Source organism: Dyadobacter crusticola DSM 16708 (assembly GCF_000701505.1).
GTDB classification, from domain to species: Bacteria; Bacteroidota; Bacteroidia; order Cytophagales; family Spirosomataceae; genus Dyadobacter; species Dyadobacter crusticola.
In genome coordinates, this window is record NZ_JNJB01000006.1 from 407677 (window position 1) to 425966 (window position 18290).

At 47.9% G+C, this 18290-nt stretch carries 10 protein-coding genes; 8 read left to right on the top strand and 2 right to left on the bottom strand.

All coding sequences use genetic code 11. The annotated features are described in order from the left end of the window. The first annotated feature begins 6 nt into the window (after positions 1 to 6). The 3 genes from Q369_RS0110175 to Q369_RS0110185 all read left to right on the top strand — a co-directional run bounded on the left by Q369_RS0110175 (position 7) and on the right by Q369_RS0110185 (position 1322). Positions 7 to 489 (top strand): nucleotidyltransferase substrate binding protein, encoded by a 483-nt coding sequence (locus tag Q369_RS0110175; RefSeq protein WP_031527703.1) that lies wholly within the window; start codon positions 7 to 9, stop codon positions 487 to 489. Beyond that, positions 486 to 788: a nucleotidyltransferase family protein gene (locus Q369_RS0110180; RefSeq protein ID WP_031527704.1), complete on the top strand. Its 303-nt coding sequence runs from the start codon at positions 486 to 488 to the stop codon at positions 786 to 788. Before Q369_RS0110175 ends, Q369_RS0110180 begins: the two co-directional genes overlap by 4 nt. Positions 789 to 926: 138 nt before the next feature. Then, entirely contained in the window at positions 927 to 1322 is a 396-nt protein-coding gene (locus tag Q369_RS0110185; RefSeq protein ID WP_031527705.1) for a hypothetical protein, read from the top strand. A gap of 138 nt (positions 1323 to 1460) precedes the next feature. Here the strand turns inward: Q369_RS0110185 and Q369_RS0110190 are convergent, their stop codons facing one another. Together Q369_RS0110190 and Q369_RS0110200 are read right to left on the bottom strand one after the other, a co-directional pair. Then, positions 1461 to 1883 carry a helix-turn-helix domain-containing protein gene (locus Q369_RS0110190; RefSeq protein ID WP_031527706.1) on the bottom strand — a complete coding sequence of 141 codons (423 nt, stop codon included), beginning with the start codon at positions 1881 to 1883 and terminating at the stop codon, positions 1461 to 1463. A 711-nt stretch (positions 1884 to 2594) separates the two neighbouring features. Further along, entirely contained in the window at positions 2595 to 6737 is a 4143-nt protein-coding gene (locus Q369_RS0110200) for a hybrid sensor histidine kinase/response regulator transcription factor (protein ID WP_031527708.1), read from the bottom strand. 327 nt (positions 6738 to 7064) lie between these two features. Between Q369_RS0110200 and Q369_RS0110210 the strand changes: the two genes are divergently transcribed. The 5 genes from Q369_RS0110210 to Q369_RS0110230 all read left to right on the top strand — a co-directional run bounded on the left by Q369_RS0110210 (position 7065) and on the right by Q369_RS0110230 (position 18283). Continuing rightward, positions 7065 to 10301, top strand: a complete 3237-nt coding sequence (locus Q369_RS0110210) for a SusC/RagA family TonB-linked outer membrane protein (protein WP_031527710.1) — start codon at positions 7065 to 7067, stop codon at positions 10299 to 10301. A gap of 7 nt (positions 10302 to 10308) precedes the next feature. Continuing rightward, complete coding sequence (locus Q369_RS0110215; protein ID WP_031527711.1) at positions 10309 to 12123, top strand: RagB/SusD family nutrient uptake outer membrane protein; 1815 nt, start codon at positions 10309 to 10311, stop codon at positions 12121 to 12123. A 13-nt stretch (positions 12124 to 12136) separates the two neighbouring features. Continuing rightward, a complete protein-coding gene (locus tag Q369_RS0110220) occupies positions 12137 to 14134 on the top strand; it encodes a sialate O-acetylesterase (protein ID WP_031527712.1) in 1998 nt (665 codons plus the stop codon). A 21-nt stretch (positions 14135 to 14155) separates the two neighbouring features. Then, positions 14156 to 16288 (top strand): alpha-glucuronidase family glycosyl hydrolase, encoded by a 2133-nt coding sequence (locus Q369_RS0110225; RefSeq protein WP_031527713.1) that lies wholly within the window; start codon positions 14156 to 14158, stop codon positions 16286 to 16288. Between the two features lie 258 nt (positions 16289 to 16546). Beyond that, entirely contained in the window at positions 16547 to 18283 is a 1737-nt protein-coding gene (locus Q369_RS0110230) for a response regulator (protein WP_157488131.1), read from the top strand. Positions 18284 to 18290: the final 7 nt, after the last annotated feature.

An 18290-nucleotide genomic window follows, 5' to 3' on the forward strand; every position in this document is an offset into this window, starting at 1 on the left:
AAAACTATGGACGGGCAAGACATTCGTTGGGAGCAGCGGTTCGGTAATTATCTTAGGGCGTTGCGAAAGTTAGATCTGGCGGTATCTAAAATTAGAGCAGATTATCCTTTGGACGAGGCCGGAAATATTGATGAAGATGAATTTCTGGATGATATCATTAAAGAAGGGCTCATCCAGCGATTCGAGTATACGCACGAACTGGCGTGGAATGTCATGAAAGATTTTCTTTTGTACGAGGCTGATATAAAGGTGCTAGGGTCCAAAGACGCAACAAGGGCAGCTTTTGCTGCGGATTTAATTGAAGATGGCGAGCTATGGATGGAAATGATTAAAAGCCGGAATCAAACCTCGCATACGTACAACGAAGGAACGGCCAATGTCATTTTTAAGAAAGTGTTGGAAGAGTATTTACCAGCATTTCAAGATTTTAAGGCTACAATGGGCGAGAAGCGCAATGGAAAGCAGGGCAACCTATTTTACGAGAAATGAAGTACGGACTTAAAGAAAGCACCATTGCTGCAATCCAATCGGTTTTTATCAAATATCCTGGTGTTAAGGAAGTAATCCTGTATGGATCGCGGGCAAAAGGTAATTTCAGAAATGCTTCGGACATTGATTTAATGCTGGTAGGAGAAAGCCTCACTTTATCAGATCTATTCAAAATCGAAACGGAACTGGATGATTTATTGCTTCCCTACAAAATTGATTTAGCGGTTTATCATCAGATTGAAAATAAAGAGCTTGTTGCCCATATCGATCGGGTAGGGGTGGTGTTTTTTGAGAAGTAGATTAATGAGTTCAGGCCGTAAGTCTCATTTGATAATGAAACTTTTGTCAGCATGTTGGAAATATAATTTGACAATTGATGCGTAGCATGAATTTGAAGTTTGAAGCGCATTTTTATAAAAAGATCTCCAATCGTCAATATGAAATATACCCTTACGCTGCTCGTCGTCCTAATATCTTTAACTACTTACGCTCAAAAGCAATGGTATTCCAAAAGTGAATTAAAAACTCTTGTTATAGCTCAACAAAAGAGGATATCAAGTTTAGAAATTGAAATTGCCAGATTGTCAAGTTTGCAGAAAAAATACTTGACAGCAGATCAGGAGAAATTTGAATGCCTTAATAAGCTGTCTTCGATGTTGGATTCATTAAAAACCAAAAATGAGTACATAGAGAGTAAAAATCAAGAAAATCGATATTTATCAAACTACATCCATCAGCTAAAGGAAGAGCTTAGGCAAAAAGACCAGGTAGTGTCGAGCAGTACACAACCGATTGTTAGTTCATCCCAAATAGATAAGGTAAATATTCTTTAGCGAGTGATTATAATACACCAACCTACAAACCCGCACAACGTACCTATATAAACTGGACCACGAGGAGGATGCTATTACATCAATGGGAACGGAAACAAAACATATGTTGATCGGAGTCTCTGCAGATAGTTTGGTTATTTATTTCCCCCCAATCAACCGCTCCAACCGCCGCATCATCTCATCCTTCTCCTTCAACATCCGCTCATACAAAGCAATCTTTTCCTCATGGAGCTGCATTAGCTTATCAATTGGATTGTTATTGTAGGTGCCAAATGAATTCCCGAAAAACGCTTGATCCTGAAATGTATTAGAAATAACATTGATCGCTTGCTCCTCATCAAAATTCCGAATCGCCTCAGCCGGAATCTTTAAAATCGCCGCAACCTGTTCCAAAATATCATTATCAATCTTTTCTTTCTGTTCGAGCAGGGAGATTTTCTGCTGGTTCCAATCTTCACCGAGCTCAAACGCCATGGCGTCTTGTTTCAGGCCCAGGAGCTCTCTGAAACGTTTCAAATTACGGCCTTCGTGGATCTTTGGATTGGAGGTAGTATGTGCCATGTGGATAGGGTGTTTGGTAAAAAAAGCAATTTATGTAAATCTCCCGGGAAGTGCGTGGATATCTTACATGGGTTGCAATGTATGTTACCATTGAAGATGTCGCCTCAAAGTCTCAGGGAAGGACAAAGGTGGTGTTGCGTGATCTTCGACACAGGGCGCCCGGAAAAGGTCGGTCCGCCCTTGCACTTGCGTACAAATTGCGACGAGCTGCTTTTTATAATCGCTGGAATGTGAAATCGGGATGCCGCATTTCCAATTCATTTTCGCTCGAAGCGCGTTGGGCTTCCGATGCGTAGGAAAATATATTTCGCTCGTAGTCATCAATGGCCCCACAGTGGCGGTGACGTAGTAACGAACACCGAGATTAACAGATGAAAAAAGAGTGACTTTGTAGTCCTTGATTACCGCCAGGTTGGTTGCCAATGATATAAACCACTACGGCTTCTATATTCTTCATTTCTTTCTTTACTACTTTACTCTGACAGTCGCATGGGCCGGTCTCTTTATCAAGGTCCTTGCATTGGATGTTTAGAAAACATACAATCAAAGGCATCAATGTGAATCGGGCTATTTTACTCAGATTCATATTTACAATTGTATTTAGATTTCGACCTGAAAGATTACACTTTCAAGATTCAGAACTCATACAAATAGTTGGAGGCTAATAAATAGCGTTTCAAATATCATCTTTTTTCTAACTGAACATCCTAACTAAGAAATGCTCAACCGACGCGACGAATCAGCCATTCGCGCATTCCCGTCAGGTTGCCTTCGCTTCCTCAGCTTATATTCCGTTGGGAGCATGTTGAATTTGGCTTTGAAGGATTTTGCAAAATAATTCGGGGCCGTAAAGCCGGTCATGTAAGAGATCTGCGAAATGCTCAGATCGCTGTTTTCCAGTAATAATGCCGCCTTTTCAAGTTTAATGGAGCGGATGAATTCAATGGGCGTCTGGCCGCTCATTTCCAGTACTTTGCTGTACAATGTTCCCCGGCTCATGCCCACGTGCTTACTCAAATTTTCGACGCTCAACTGCGAGGTATGCAGGTTATCCTCAATGTAGGTGAGCATATCTTTCAGCAATCTTTCCTGGCTCGATTCGATCTGCGGCGCTTGGCCTGAAACCTGGATCTGGCGGGAGTAAACGCCTTTTAACAGCCGGTTCAGTAAAATCAGGTTATTGATTTTTGCATTCAGGATATCAAAGTTGAAGGGCTTGGTAAGGTAATCGTTCGCGCCCGAATTGAGACCTTCGAGCTGCTGCTGCTCGCCGGTGGAGGCGGTTAGAAGTATGATCGGAATGTGCTTGGTGCGCTTGTCCGACTTGATTTTCTGGCTCAATGCGATCCCGTCCATTTCGGGCATCGCCACGTCGCTTACGATCAGTTCCGGGTGGTGGCTGAGTGTTTTTTGCCAACCCTCTTTCCCGTTGCTGGCTTCAATAACATGGTAATATTGCATCAGGCTCTCCTTCAAATAGTGCCTGAATTCGTCATTGTCTTCAATAATCAGAACATTTGAAAGCTCTTTCAAGTTGGTCTTTTCCAGCTTTGGAAAGCCATTTTCAGCTTCTTCACGCATTGTTACGGATTCAGGCTGAGGTTGTTCCATTACAGGAACCTGCTGATCCGCAATCGGCAGCTCTACTGTAAATGTGCTGCCCGCGCCCGGCTGACTCTCAACATTTATTTTTCCCTGATGCAGCTGCACGAATTCCCGCACGATAGACAAGCCAATCCCGCTTCCCTGGTTCAGCACTGTCAAATCTGTATCATGTTGGTAAAACCGGTCGAAGATCTTTTCATGCTGATCCTCGGCAATGCCTGTTCCATTATCTGAAATGTTGATTTGCAGCCAGTGTCTCCCTTCTGACTCCGTCCGCTGCTGCACGTTCAAAGCTACCTCGCCGCCTTTGGGCGTGAACTTAAAAGCATTGGAAAGCAGGTTGAACAAAATCCGTTCGAGCTTATCCGCGTCAAAATCCATGACCAGCTGATCCAGGGAACTCGCTATTTTAAACTGAATCCCTTTTCGAATGGAAAGATCGCTGAACTGGTCGCAGGTATCTTTTATAAACAAAATAATGTCCTGCCGTTTTAAGTGCAGCTTCACTTCCTGTTCCTGCATATTCTTGAAATCCAGCAGCTGATCCACCAGGTTGAGCAATCTTTTTGCATTGCGCTTGATCGCATTCACGGGTGGGTGCAGCTCGGTGGATTTAGTCTTGACCAGCAAATTATCAACAGGGGCCAGGATCAGAGAAATGGGTGTCCGGAATTCGTGGCTCAGATTGGTCAAGAACTTGATTTTCATTCGGTCTAACTCCTGCGCCCGCTCTATTTCTGCGCGCTGCTGCTGTTCCCGGAACTGCCTTTGCAGCTTCTGGATCCCACGCCTTCTCATCAGATACACAATTACAAATGGCGCGAGAAAATAGAAAATATACGCGTAAATGGTCAGGTAAAAAGGAGGTTTGACGATTACTGCAACCGACTTTGTTTGCGGTCCCCAGTTCCGGCCGTCCTTACTGGCCTGCACTTCAAAAACGTACTCGCCCGGACTCAGATTCGTATAGCTCGCCTGGTTGGTAAGTCCCGTTTCGTTCCATTCGGATTGCATTCCCACCAGCCGGTGCCGGTAGTTCATCTGTTTGGGATTGGTATAATCCAGCGCCGCATATCCGATCGAGAAGTTTTGTTTGTAATCCAGTTTAATGGTTTTGGCCACCGCAATAGCGGCGTCTATATAGCTGGAATCGGCCGGGGTAATGCTGCGGTTACCAATTTTCAGATCTTTCAGGATAATGGGCGGAATGCGTTTGCTGTTCGGCAGGCTGCGTGTGTCGATGTAGTTGAACCCGGCTATTCCGCCAAAAAAGAGCGTGTTGTCGGAAGCCCGAATGCCCGAGCCCAGCACGAAAGTCCGGTCCTGAATGCCGTTGTAGGAAGTGTAGTTGGTGAATTTTTTGGTTTTTAAATCAAAACTGCTGATCCCATGATTGGTACTCACCCAAATGCGCCCCTGCGCGTCTTCGAGCACTTTATTGATAATGTTGCTCGCTAAACCTTCTGTCGCGCCGTAGGAAACAAACTTTTGAGTGCGCCTGTCGTACAAAGCCAGCCCTTCGCCCGAAGTACCTGCCCAGATATCGCCTTTGCTGTCTTCCAAAAGCGAGAAAACGATATTGCCCGGCAAATCGCTGGTCTGCTTGTTGAGCAGCACTGATTTTTGTGTAACAGGGTCGAAGACCGCAATGCCCGTGCCGTGCGTCGCAACCCAGAGCTTTCCTTGCTTGTCCAGCAGCAGATCGCGTATGTAGCCGTTGAGTGGAATAATGCGCTGAGCGATCGGAACACTGGCGTCATACATTCTCCTGAAACTTTTGGTGGCCGGATCATACAAATGCACGCCACCGCCATTTGTACCTACCCACAGCTTGCCAGACGGGTCTTTTTTCAGACAAAATATCTCATTGTTGCTCAGGCTGGATTCGTCTTTACCCCGGAGAAATTGCGTGTAACTGCCTGTTTTTGGATTGAATTGAAAAAGGCCATCTTTGAAAGTCCCTATCCAAAGCTCACTTTCTGAAACCAGTTCCAGCGTAAGTATAGCCAGTCCGGAGGCGGCAGTCCTGTTTTTTGGATCAATGGTGAATTTTTTAAAAAGATTAGTCTGCCGATTGTACAAATTCAGTCCGCCACCGTCCGTGCCCACAAACAGCTCGCCTGACGTGGTTTGCGCAAAAGAAGTGACGAAAGGCGCGCTTAACCCGAACGGATCATTTACATCCGACCGCTTTAAGCCGAAAATGGCCAGGTTCTGATCATACTTATTAACGCCGCCTTTGTAGGTGCCGAGCCAGCAAATGCCCTGGTCGTCGATCCAGACACAGCGTACCGACTTATTGGTTAAACTGAACTGCGTCCGTGCGTCGGGGCCGTAGCGCGTGATGTTTTCATTTTTGGTGTCAAGAATGTTGAGGCCGGCATCGGTGCATATCCACAGACGGTCTCGCTTTTCCCAGGCAATACCAAAAACCATGTTGGTGCTCAGCGAATTCTTGTTTTGCGGATCATATTTGTAGTGTTTTAGAATCTGCCCGTTTGCATTGATTTTGAACAAACCGCCGAAAGTACCCGCCCAGATATTTCCTTCCGAATCTTCTGCAATGGATTTGACCGTGCGTGCGGCGGCGTCATCTGGCAGCGCTTGCAGATAGTCAATGTATTCGCTGTTTTTGTCTTTGGGATCAATTTTATACAAACCGTTCCTGGTCCCGATCCAGATCCATTTTCTGCTGTCGATGACGATACTGAGGATCATACCCTTTGAAATCTGATCAGGTATGTTTGGCAGAGATAGGAACGTGCTGATCTGATGTGTTTTCGGGTTTACGGTCATCAGGCCCGCCGTGGTACCCACCCAGATCTGCCCTTTTTCATCACTTGCAATGCTGGTAATGCTATGCGGCGAGGGGATGCTGACGAATGCATCTTTCCGTCTGTCGTAAAGATGCAGGCCGCCTTCAATGGTACCCACCCAGATGCGTCCAGCGCGGTCCTGGTGCAGGCACGAAATATCGCTCGACCGGAGTGAAGCCGAATCCTTTTTGTCGTGGCGATAAACTGTCACATCCGTTCCATCGAATCTGTTCAGACCGTCGTCAGTTGCAAACCACATCAGCCCGTAACGGTCTTTCAGGATAGCCGTCACAGTGTTGGACGACAATCCATCCATGGAAGTCAGCGAGGTGAATTTCGGCTCGGCGAGCTGTGCAGAAGCGCTCGGTACCACTATACTGGACAGAACAGGCAGTAACGCTAAAAAACACAACAGTACAATTTTGGAGCGCATAAGAGCGAATGGGATTTGAAAGTTACCCTGAGACAGAAGATAAATGCAAAAAATGCAAACTTCTCACAGAATCCGGCATTTTCCGGCTCGATTTGAACAATCTTTTCTTTAAAATGAACAAAAATGCTCACAGCTGTGGGTATCATCCAGCTACTTTTGTCAGCTATAAATTAAATAAAATCTGGAAAAAATGATGAAGCACAGTTGCCATGTGATTGACCCAAGCTGCGTTCCAACCAAGTATTGTCAATTTGACACTTCCGTATTTTTCGAAAAAGAAACAAGCTCATTTAAAACTCATCTGACACTCTAATCCATACAGAACTTATGCAGGAATATTTATTAGACCGAAACATGTGGGCCAGGATATTGGGTATCTCTGGCCTGCCCATTCTGCTGCTCGGCGCCCCGGCTTTTGCCGATACAGGCCGGAATGCGTTGCTGGAGCGTAAAGTAAAAACGCGGTCCGAAGCTGTCGCCGATATTGAGGTTTCAGGTAAGGTTACGGGTGCTGACGGACAGGGCTTGCCCGGCGTAAACATCATCGTAAAATCGACCGTTCAGGGAACCAGTGCAGACCAGGACGGGAATTACAGACTGACAGTTCCGAATGGCGATGCCGTGCTGGTATTTTCCTTGGTAGGCTATGCTTCGAAGGAAGTGCCCGTGGGCACACAGCAGGTTATCAATGTAACACTTGCCGCTGACGATAAGACGCTGGAAGAAGTAGTTGTGGTAGGATACGGCGTTCAGCGGAAACGGGATGTCACAGGTTCGGTTGTTTCTGTCAGCGAAAGCACACTGAGGGAAGTTCCTGCGCCAAACCTGGTAAGCCAGCTGAAAGGCCGCGCGGCGGGTGTCTCCATCATCAGTAATGGAAGCACGCCCGGCTCGCAGGGACAAATCAGGATTCGCGGAAACCGGACATTAACGACAAGCTCAGGTTCGAGCGACGGCCTTGACGGTCCGCTCGTGGTGGTCGACGGAATTCCATTTGGCGGGTTAAATGACATCAACCCGGACGATATTCTGAGTTTGGAAGTGCTGAAAGATGCTTCTGCAACAGCTATTTACGGTTCACGCGGGGCAGGCGGAGTAATTCTTGTTACCACTAAAAGAGGAAAAGTGGGTAAGCCGGTGTTCAGCTATGATGGATATCACGGGGTAACGCAGGCGATGGGCAAATTCAATGTCATGAATGGACAGGAATATGCGCAGTTTAAAGCCGACGCAGCCAAATACAACCGCACAGCTCCGGGAACGTCGGGCTATCTGCTCACCCAAAAAGAACAGGAGGCATTAGATAATGGCGTGTCGACCGACTGGCAGGACCTGATCTATAAGTCAGGTTTCATGACCAATCACCAACTGGGATTGCAGGGCGGTGTGGAAAACACACAGTATTCGCTTGGGTTGGGGTATTTCAATGAAACCGGGATCATTCCAAACCAGAGTTTCCAGCGTTTCAACCTGCGCGCAACAATTGACCAAAGGATTGGTAAAAACATCAAAATCGGTCTGAATACCCTCAATACGCTGACTTACACGAACACACCGGGCGGTGGCGGCGTGCCGGGCGGTCTTGTGCGCCTGACTCCGTTGGCATCACCTTACAATGCAGATGGGACGGTGAATACCTTTCCGGCCGAAGGTTCCATTGATGCCGCAATTGTAAGTCCATTGACGATTATGACCAAAGAAGATGCCTATCTGGGACGCACGCGGGCACTGAGAACATTCAACAGCCTTTATGCAGAGGTCAATATCCTGCCGGGATTGAAGTACCGTTTCAATGCAGGTCTGAATTTCAGTCAATCGAATTTGAACAACTACAATGGCCCGCTGACTTACTTTAACACGGCAACAACTCAGGCCGGATCCACAGCCGAGATCAGCAACACCGAATATTGGGACGTGAACCTGCAACATTTACTGTATTTTGATAAAACATTCGCAGACAAGCATAAACTGGGCTTCACCGCGCTTTACGAATACACCAAAAACCATTCACTCGGCAGTCGCTTCACCGTGACGGGTGTGCCGGCGGATTATATCAAAACATCGAACTTTTCACTGGCAGGTGGACAACCTGTCGCACCTTCTGATTTTGGTAATTCATTCTCAGAAACCGGCTTGCTATCCTATATGGGTAGGTTGAATTACAGCTATGCAGACAAGTACTTGCTGACATTGACATTGCGCCGCGACGGTTCTTCAACGCTCTCTCCGGGCAACCAGTATTTTAATTATCCTGCAATTGGCTTAGGCTGGAATGTGGTAGAGGAAGATTTTATGAAATCGGTAACCTTCCTTTCAAACCTCAAACTGCGCGGCGGCTGGGGTATTTCCGGCAACAGGAACGTAGGCGCATATTCAACATTAGGTGCATTATCAGCCGGTTATTACAACTTCGGCCTGGGAACTGCCGGGCAGCAACTGGCCTACACTGTTACCAGCTTGCCTTCCAGCGATTTGAGCTGGCAGTCAACTTCGCAGGTGGACATCGGAATTGATTTTGGCTTATTTGATAACCGCATTACCGGTTCTGTAGACTGGTATCACCAGAAAACCAAGGACATTCTGTTGTCTGTACCCCTGCCGCCGAGCAATGGAGCCGGTTCGACTTTGAAGAATTTGGGTAGAACAGAAGGAAAAGGTTTAGAAGTAGCTGCGAGCTTCGATATTGTGAGAAGACAAAAAGGTTTCAATTGGAGCATTGACGCGACATATTTCTTTAACAGAGAAAAAATCACGCAGCTGACCACGCCGGAAGAAAAATCCAATACAGGCGCCGGATGGTTTGTCGGACAACCGCTTTCGGTGATTTATGATTACAAAAAGCTGGGTATCTGGCAAACTGCCGACGCTGAAAACGGAACATTGGCGCAGCAAACCTCGCCCGTTCAATTTGCCGGACAAATCCGCGTGGAAGACTTGAACGGCGATAATAAGATCGACGCCAGCGACCGCCAAATCCTGGGCAATTTTCAACCTAAATGGGAAGGTGGACTGACCAGCCGTTTCAGCTTTAAAAATTTCGACGCCTCCATCGTAACCTACGCGAGAATGGGCATGAAAGTACTCGTGCCTTATCTGACGGGTAACTCCACCGGTTCGGGAGGTTTTGCGTTCTTTAACCAAAGCCGCGTGAACCAGGTAAAAGTGGATTACTGGACCGAAACCAATCCTACCAATGCATTCCCTGCTCCTGATGCGAGCGGCGCAGTGGCCAACTTTGGTTCTACATTGGGTTACTATGACGGTTCATTCATCAAATGCCGCAGTATCAACTTCGGTTACACTTTTGAAAGTGATTTGATTAAAAAGATCGGCGGCAGTTCTGCGCGCATTTACGTCAACCTGACTAATCCATTCATCATTTACTCGCCATTGGTGAGAGACGATCTGGCCATTGATCCCGAGGGAAACAGCTACGCTACCGGACAGTCTACACTGAACCCGCAAGGCGCCAGTGACCGCGGCGCACCAGAGCGTCAGATCTCGGTAAACCTGAATTCTCCGCCGGTAAGACAATTCACTTTGGGCGTAAACCTTAAATTCTAATCCAACTATGAAAACCATAAAATCGCTGATCACCGCAGCCCTGATCGCTTCATTCAGCACCGGGTGCGAAAAAGTGCTCGAAGAACATCCGCAATCCCAGATCGTCCCTTCTTATTTCAACAGCCCGTCGGGTGTATTGGGCGGTATAGCCGGAGTGTATAACGATATCCGCAGTCAATGGGGTACCGAAGGTTTTACAATAGAAATGCAGGCCGGGACTGATGAATTTATCCAGGGCGTTAACTCGGGCGGGGGTCCGGCATATACCTATAACGGACTCAACAGCAGCAACTTTGGTTCTGCCTGGGGCATTGCATTTCAGGATATCAACACCTTGAACGGCGTGCTTCAATACGGCGCAACAATCGATCTTCCCGAAGCTACGCGGAAGCAATACCTGGCGCAGGCCAAGTTTCTGAGGGCATTCTGGTATTTCTATCTGGTGCAAACCTGGGGCGATGTGCCGCTGCATACGGAATTCATCACTGTACCTTCACAAGCCGCATCCCGCCAGCCGGCAGCAGACGTTTACGCCCTCATTATTCAGGACTTGACAGAGGCGGCAGCCGATCTGCCGAACCAGCCTACGGCACCTTTCCTGGGAAAAGCGGCGACTAAGCCGGTGGCGCAGTTACTGCTCGCAAAGGCTTATCTTACCCGCGGCTGGCTGAATAACACCGCCTCAGATTTCACACAGGCGGCGACGATTTGCGATGACATTATCGCCAATAAATCGGCTTACGGGTTGGATCTGTGGCAGGACTACGGCGATGCATTTGTACCTGCGAATGATTACGGCAAAGAAACAATGTTCGTCAGCGACCACGTGCTGGATCCCAAATACGGCTATTACCAGGTTGGAGGACAGGCTGGGGGAGGCGCGGCTCAGAATTTGAGTCCGTGGTTTACCAACTGGAATTATCCTAACAACAGTGGTATCAATTCCATAAAGAATGCGGCGGGTGCATTTGTCAACAGCGGTACGTCGGGTATGTTGCGCGACTCGTACTATGGCCGTCCGTATGTGCGGATGCGTCCGAATTCGGATAAGATCGCGACTGGCCCGCGCGCTGGAAAGAACTATTTCCTCGATCAGGCTTTCACCAACCGGGATGTGGATTCGCGCTATGCCAATTCTTTTTACACCGTTTACATTTCCAATACTGCGGTTACCAATCAGGCCAATGCCACCAATAACCTGCGTGGGATCAGTTACACAACAGTTCCGGGCGTGGATACTGCGGTTTGGCTGCCGGATTATGAAGTGCCGGGTGCGCCTCAGTTTGTAGGAAACAGGCCGTTCAAAGGCATTGTAGTGCCGCCAAGTCTTTGGAACAATGGTATTTTCCCTGCTTTGAAAAAATTCATGGACCCAAGCCGCGGCGCGAATTTCAACGATCCGTCAACCCGTCCAGCCGTTTTATACCGCTTTTCGGATGTGTATATGACAGGTGCCGAAGCTTACTTCAAAGCAGGCAACAACGCCAAAGCGGCCGCATTGATCAATGTAATCAGGCAGCGGGCCGCTTTCCGGAAGACTAACACCACAGCCCAGAATGCAGCAGCCGCAGCGGCTATGACCATCACCGCAGACCAGGTTACCCTGGACTTCATCCTGGACGAGCGCAGCCGTGAATTTTTCGGAGAATGGCAGCGCTGGCATGACCTCGTGCGGGCGCGCTCACTCGTTCGTCGCGTGCAGGAGTGGAACCAGGAAGCCGCCGCTTATGTGAAGGATTTCAATATGCTTCGCCCTATTCCGCAGACGCAGATCGACCGGGTGGTGGAAGGTCCGAAGTTTCCGCAAAATTCCGGATATTGATCAAAAAAAATCGATGACAAATCGAAGTTCGTTGCGGAGTATCTTAGTGGTTTTGCTGACGTTTGTTTTGAGCTGTCAAAATGGACAGAGTCAGGATACCAGCTTGGGACAGGTTCGCCTGCCTAAGCTGGTATCCGACAATATGGTTTTGCAGCGCGACCAGCCCATCACGATCTGGGGTTGGGCAATGCCGAAGGAAAAGGTGACGGTAACATTCAAAAGCAAAAGTAGGAGTACGCTCACCGGGGCGGATGGTAAATGGAGCATCCAATTGCCTGCCCAGCCTGCGGGGACGGGTTTTGAAATGCTCATAAAAGGCAGGAACGAGATCAGGATCAGGAACATAGCATTCGGGGATGTGTGGCTTTGTAATGGACAAAGTAATATGGTGATCAACATGGAGCGTGTTAAAGAGCGCTACCCCGAGGATATTGCCACCGCCGACTATCCGCAGATCCGCAACTTTTTTATCCCCACATTAACCGATCTGAATGGCCCGCAACAGGATTTTCCAAGCGCAGAATGGAAGGTAGCCAATCCTGAGAACGTGCTCAGCTTCGGCGCGGTCGCCTATTTTTTCGCGAGAGATCTTTATGATCAATATAAAGTGCCGATCGGCATCATCAACAGCTCGGTAGGCGGCACGCCCATTGAAGCCTGGATCAGCGAAGGTGGCTACAAAGATTTTGTTGACATTCAAAAGGTTATTAATCAAAATAAAGACACTGCCTACGTTCGGGAAAGGAAGCAGAGCACGGTTACCAATGCGCCAAGGCCACCTAAACCAACCGATACAGGACTTACCGAGCATTGGGAAAGCGAATCCTATCAGCCCAAAGGCTGGCGGAACTTCAACATTCCGGGATATTGGGAAGATCAGGGATTGAAAAATCTGAACGGCGTCGTGTGGTTTCGCAGGGAATTTGAAGTGCCTGAAAGCTGGATCGGTAAGCCGGTAAAGCTGTATATGGGACGCATTGTGGATGCGGATGAAATGTTCGTTAACGGCGAGAAAATAGGGAATGTAACTTATCAGTATCCGCCACGTCGCTACGAAATTCCCGCTGGCTTGCTGAGATCGGGAAAGAATACATTTGTGGTCCGGGTTACCAATACGGCTAAAAAAGGCGGCTTTGTACCTGATAAACCCTATTTTATGACGGCTAACGACCAGCGGATTGATCTGAAAGGGACCTGGCAATACAAAGTAGGACAGGTTTTTGAGTCAGCTCCAAGGAGAGATCCTGAGCAAGCTCCTTTTGTCACTCAAAACCAACCTGCGGCACTATATAATGCGATGATCGCGCCATTGTTGCCTATGAAGCTGAAAGGGTTTCTTTGGTATCAGGGGGAGTCGAATGTGGATGATCCGAAGCCTTATTACACACTTTTACCTGCATTGATCAACAATCGGCGCAGGCTTTGGAATGACGATAACCTGCCTTTTCTGGTTGTGCAGCTGCCCAATTTCCAGGATATCGATTTTACACCCGCAGAGAGCAACATGGCGCTGCTGAGGGAAGCTCAGAACCGGGCATTGACATTGAAAAATACGGCTGTCACGGTGACGCTGGACCTGGGAGAATGGAATGACATTCACCCGTTAAACAAAAAAGACATTGGAAAGAGACTGGCGCTGTCTGCCAGAAACCTGGCTTATGGAGACAAGCATGTGGTTTACAGCGGCCCGACACTGAAATCACAAAGCATAACAGGCGACAAGATCATTCTCACTTTCGACCATGTTGCAGATGGAATCAAGTCGATGGACGGTGAAACATTGCGTTGGTTTGCCATTGCAGGGGATGATAAGAAATTCGTTTGGGCCAACGCGAAAATCCTGGGAAAAGATCAGATCGAGCTGAGCAGTGAAACCGTGAAAACGCCCAAATACATTCGCTATGCCTGGCAGGATAATCCGGAAGGCATTAATTTATATAACTCAGCCAACCTTCCTGCGTCGCCATTCAGGACGGACATTGATGGAGGGGCAAACCTGGGGTCGGAATAAGTTATTTTTACAAAATCAATTATGATCAAAAGCATTCTATTGCTCATTTTCAGCTGCTTTTTATTTGGTGCAAAATCATTTGCGGCTGATCCGTTGTCATCAGATGGCAACGACGGATACCGGCTCTGGCTTAAATATAAGCGGGTCACAAATGCATCTGTCAGGGCTGAATATCTGAGATATACCACTTTCATTGGTCAGCCTGCGAAAGGGGAAATTCTGGAAAGTGCATCCAGGGAGCTGCAAATGGGATTAGGCAAACTCCTGGGTAAATCCGTCAATGTAACTAACGCATTTGCCTCAAAGTCAGGCGGGATTATTTTAAAAATAGAATCTGGCGCCGATTCTACGCAACAAGCGGATGGTTATTACATCCAGCTTGCGGGCGGCAACATTGTAATAAGTTCAAGATCGGAAAGCGGCATTCTTTACGGGACATTTGCATTGCTCCGCCACATGCAAATGCAGTTGCCGATCAGGGGCCTGAGCATTGCAAGCAGCCCCAAAGTGCGTTACAGGATGCTGAACCATTGGGATAATCCTGATGGAACGATCGAGCGTGGTTACGCAGGCGGCTCGCTCTGGAAATGGTATGAGCTGCCCGAGCGTGTCGATCCGCGTTACACGGACTATGCCAGGGCGAATGCTTCCTTAGGGATTAATGGAACTGTGCTGAATAATGTCAACGCCAGCGCACGTTTTATGTCGCAGGAATACATTATGAAGGTTGCAGCGGTGGCGAATGTGATGCGGAAATACGGAATTAAGACCTACCTATCCGTGTATTTCGCTGCGCCTAAAACCCTGGGCGTGCTGAAAACTTCCGATCCGCTCGACCCGCAGGTGCGTGCTTGGTGGAAAGAAAAGGTGGCTCAGATTTATAAAGAGATCCCTGACTTCGGTGGTTTTTTAGTGAAAGCAAATTCGGAGGGAGAGCCAGGTCCGCAGGATTATGGAAGGACGCATGCCGACGGTGCCAACATGCTGGCCGAAGCGTTCAAGCCTTACGACGGCATTGTGGTATGGCGCGCATTCGTTTACAAAGCCGATCCAAATGCAGATCGTTTCAAGGCGGCTTACGAAGAATTTGTGCCGCTCGATGGGAAGTTTGATCCCAGGGTTATCGTGCAGGTAAAGAATGGCCCTATTGATTTCCAACCGCGTGAGCCATTCTCGCCATTGTTTGGAAATATGCCTAAAACGCCACTGGGAATGGAATTTCAGCTCACGCAGGAATACCTGGGTTTCGCTACGCACGCGGTATATGAAGCGCCTATCTTCAAAGAATGTCTGGATGCGGATACTTATGTGAGCGGAAAAGGATCAACCGTAGCGAAGGTTGTAGATGGAAGCCTGCACGGTTATACGCGCACGCTCATGGCGGGTGTGGCCAACACAGGTAACAGCCGTAACTGGACAGGACATCCGCTCGCACAAGCCAACTGGTATGCATTCGGCAGGTTGAGCTGGGATCACGAGCTTAGTTCGGAGCAGATAGCGCGGGAATGGGCCGCGCTGACTTTGACCCAAAACCAAAAAGCAAGCGGGCACATTGTCGAACTGATGTTACGGTCAAGAGAGATTTACGTCGATTATAACACCCCGCTTGGCCTTTCCCGGCCCTGGATGGGCGTACATTTTGCACCCGAACCCTGGCAAAACAAAGGCTCGCGCCCGGACTGGACGGCAGTATATTACCATCGCGCCGATTCGGCAGGATTAGGCTTCGACCGAACTGCTGCGGGAAGCAATGCATTAGCGCAATATAGACCAGAAGTACAGCAACAGTGGAGCAACCCCGACCAAACACCTTTGCCGTATCTGCTTTGGTTTCACCATGTACGCTGGGATAAAAAGCTCAGCACCGGCCGGTCACTTTGGGAAGAGCTGTGCACGCGGTTTTATACCGGCGCTGATTCGGTCGTGTGGATGCAGAAGCAATGGGATCTGGCAAAAGAAAGCATTGATCCGCAGGTTTATACAGATGTTGCGGAGCGCCTGAAAGTGCAGCGCCGGGAGGCGATCTGGTGGCGGGATGCCTGGGTTTTGTATCTGCAAACATTTGCCAAACAACCCATCCCGGCCCCCTTCGAACCACCCAGGCAAACTTTGGAGGATGTGAAAAAATCTGTGAATGTGTATCTGATGAGGTGAGTAGATACCTCAGCGGCCTTCTGGCACCTGGCGCCAGATCAAACTGGCATAAACGCCCGGCGTGCCAGATTCTGATCATAACAGCTTATCAACATTTGTCCTACATCAATATTTATTTACATTCCGGTATGTGACAGTGGTGGGAAATGGGCTTTAAATAGCTACTTTGCGATGTTTAAATAGCGAGTTTTACTCATCAGTGGCACCAACTAGTTTTGATCATCAGATACAAGGTGACCTGCACGGCTTGACGAATCTTTGGAAAGAAGAATTCGAGGCAAAGCGACGTGGGGTAACAGGATATTTTGCTTTACATTTCTGATTTGTTACCCGTTAACCTCCATTCTCTACTACCTGAATGGGAACCCCGATTATCAGTCTATTCTTCTGATACAATTGGTATGCAGCAGTGTGGTAGCAGTGCTCATTTTCCTACATTTCAGAGGAAAAATCAACAGTCAGCAGGCTTCTTTTTACAGCCGGATCCTGTTAATTATTTTTCATTCATTTATCCTGGCCCGCTTTCAGACCCTCTACTACTATGACATGAGCATCAATCTGACGCTACAGCTGATATTTTCCATCTGGGTGTTGCATTGGAAGTTCAGTTACGCCCTGATCAGTTCGGTAGCCACCATTCTATTTTTCTCTATTGCGCTTTATATCAAAGGCGAAGATGTGTTGATTCATTTTTTAAGGGAAGGCGGGTTTTTCTATTTTCTCGGACAAAGCGTTTTTCCATTGGTTTCGCAAATGCGCTATAACAAGCAATACCGGGAGTTTGTCTATGTCAACAGCTTGCAGATACAGAACAAAGAGCTCGAAAAGCAAAACCAGCTGGCAAAGGAGGCAATGCAGGCCAAATCCGACTTCCTCTCTATTATGAGCCACGAGATCAGGACTCCGCTCAATGGGATCGTAGGGGTTGTTCACCTGATGCTTCAGGAGGATTTGCGGACTGATTTCCAAAAAGAGTTGGTCGGTACTTTAAAGTTTTCGTCTGATCACCTGATGGCGGTAGTAAATGATGTTCTTGACTTTAATAAGATAGACTCCAATCACGTAAAGCTTGCCAGGGAACCCTTCAACCTTTATGCTTCGCTCAAAAATCTTGAAAAAACGTTCATTCCACGCGCGCAGGAAAAGGGACTTGAGTTGATCTTTGAAATTGATCAATCCCTGCCAGCGCACCTGACCGGCGACCAGCTTCGGCTTAACCAGATCCTTACCAATTTGATCCACAATGCCATTAAATTCACGGAAAAGGGATTTGTAAAGCTGGCGGTCAGGGAACACAGAAGGGATGAAAGCCATATATCGTTACATTTTGCAATCACCGATTCGGGCGTCGGCATTCCGCTGGAAGATCAATCTTCCATCTTTGAAATTTTTGTGCAAAGTAGTACCGAGGCAAAGCGTGGCAATCGCGGAACGGGAATCGGACTGGCTATTACCAGAGAACTTTTGCGACTTTTTGGAAGTGAAATCAGCTTAGAAAGCGCGCTGGGGCTTGGATCGTGTTTTTCTTTCACGATTGATTTCCCATTTTCCAATCAGCAATGGGTAGAAGAAAAGCCGACTGGTGTGCCCATAGTGCTGCCCGCAGCGAAGGTTTTGGTTGTGGATGACAATGCCGTTAATATACTGTTTGCCACAAATCTGCTCAAAAAGATCGGTTTGCAATACGATCAGGCCGAGAATGGCTGTGAGGCAGTAGAACGGTTCAACAGTGAACATTACGACCTGATATTGATGGACCTCAAAATGCCGCTGATGGATGGTTTTGAAGCTACTCAGATCATCCGCGCGCAGGGCTCCACGATACCTGCAATCGCATTGACAGCTTCTGCGTTTACTGATGAGCGTGACAAGGCGCTGGCGAGTGGTTTTTCCGGGTATCTGGCAAAGCCTTTTCTTCCCAAGGATTTCTACGATATCCTTTTTACATTTCTCAAAACGGAAGACCTCAGCAAACTGCCCGAAACGACTGTATAGGGTTTGA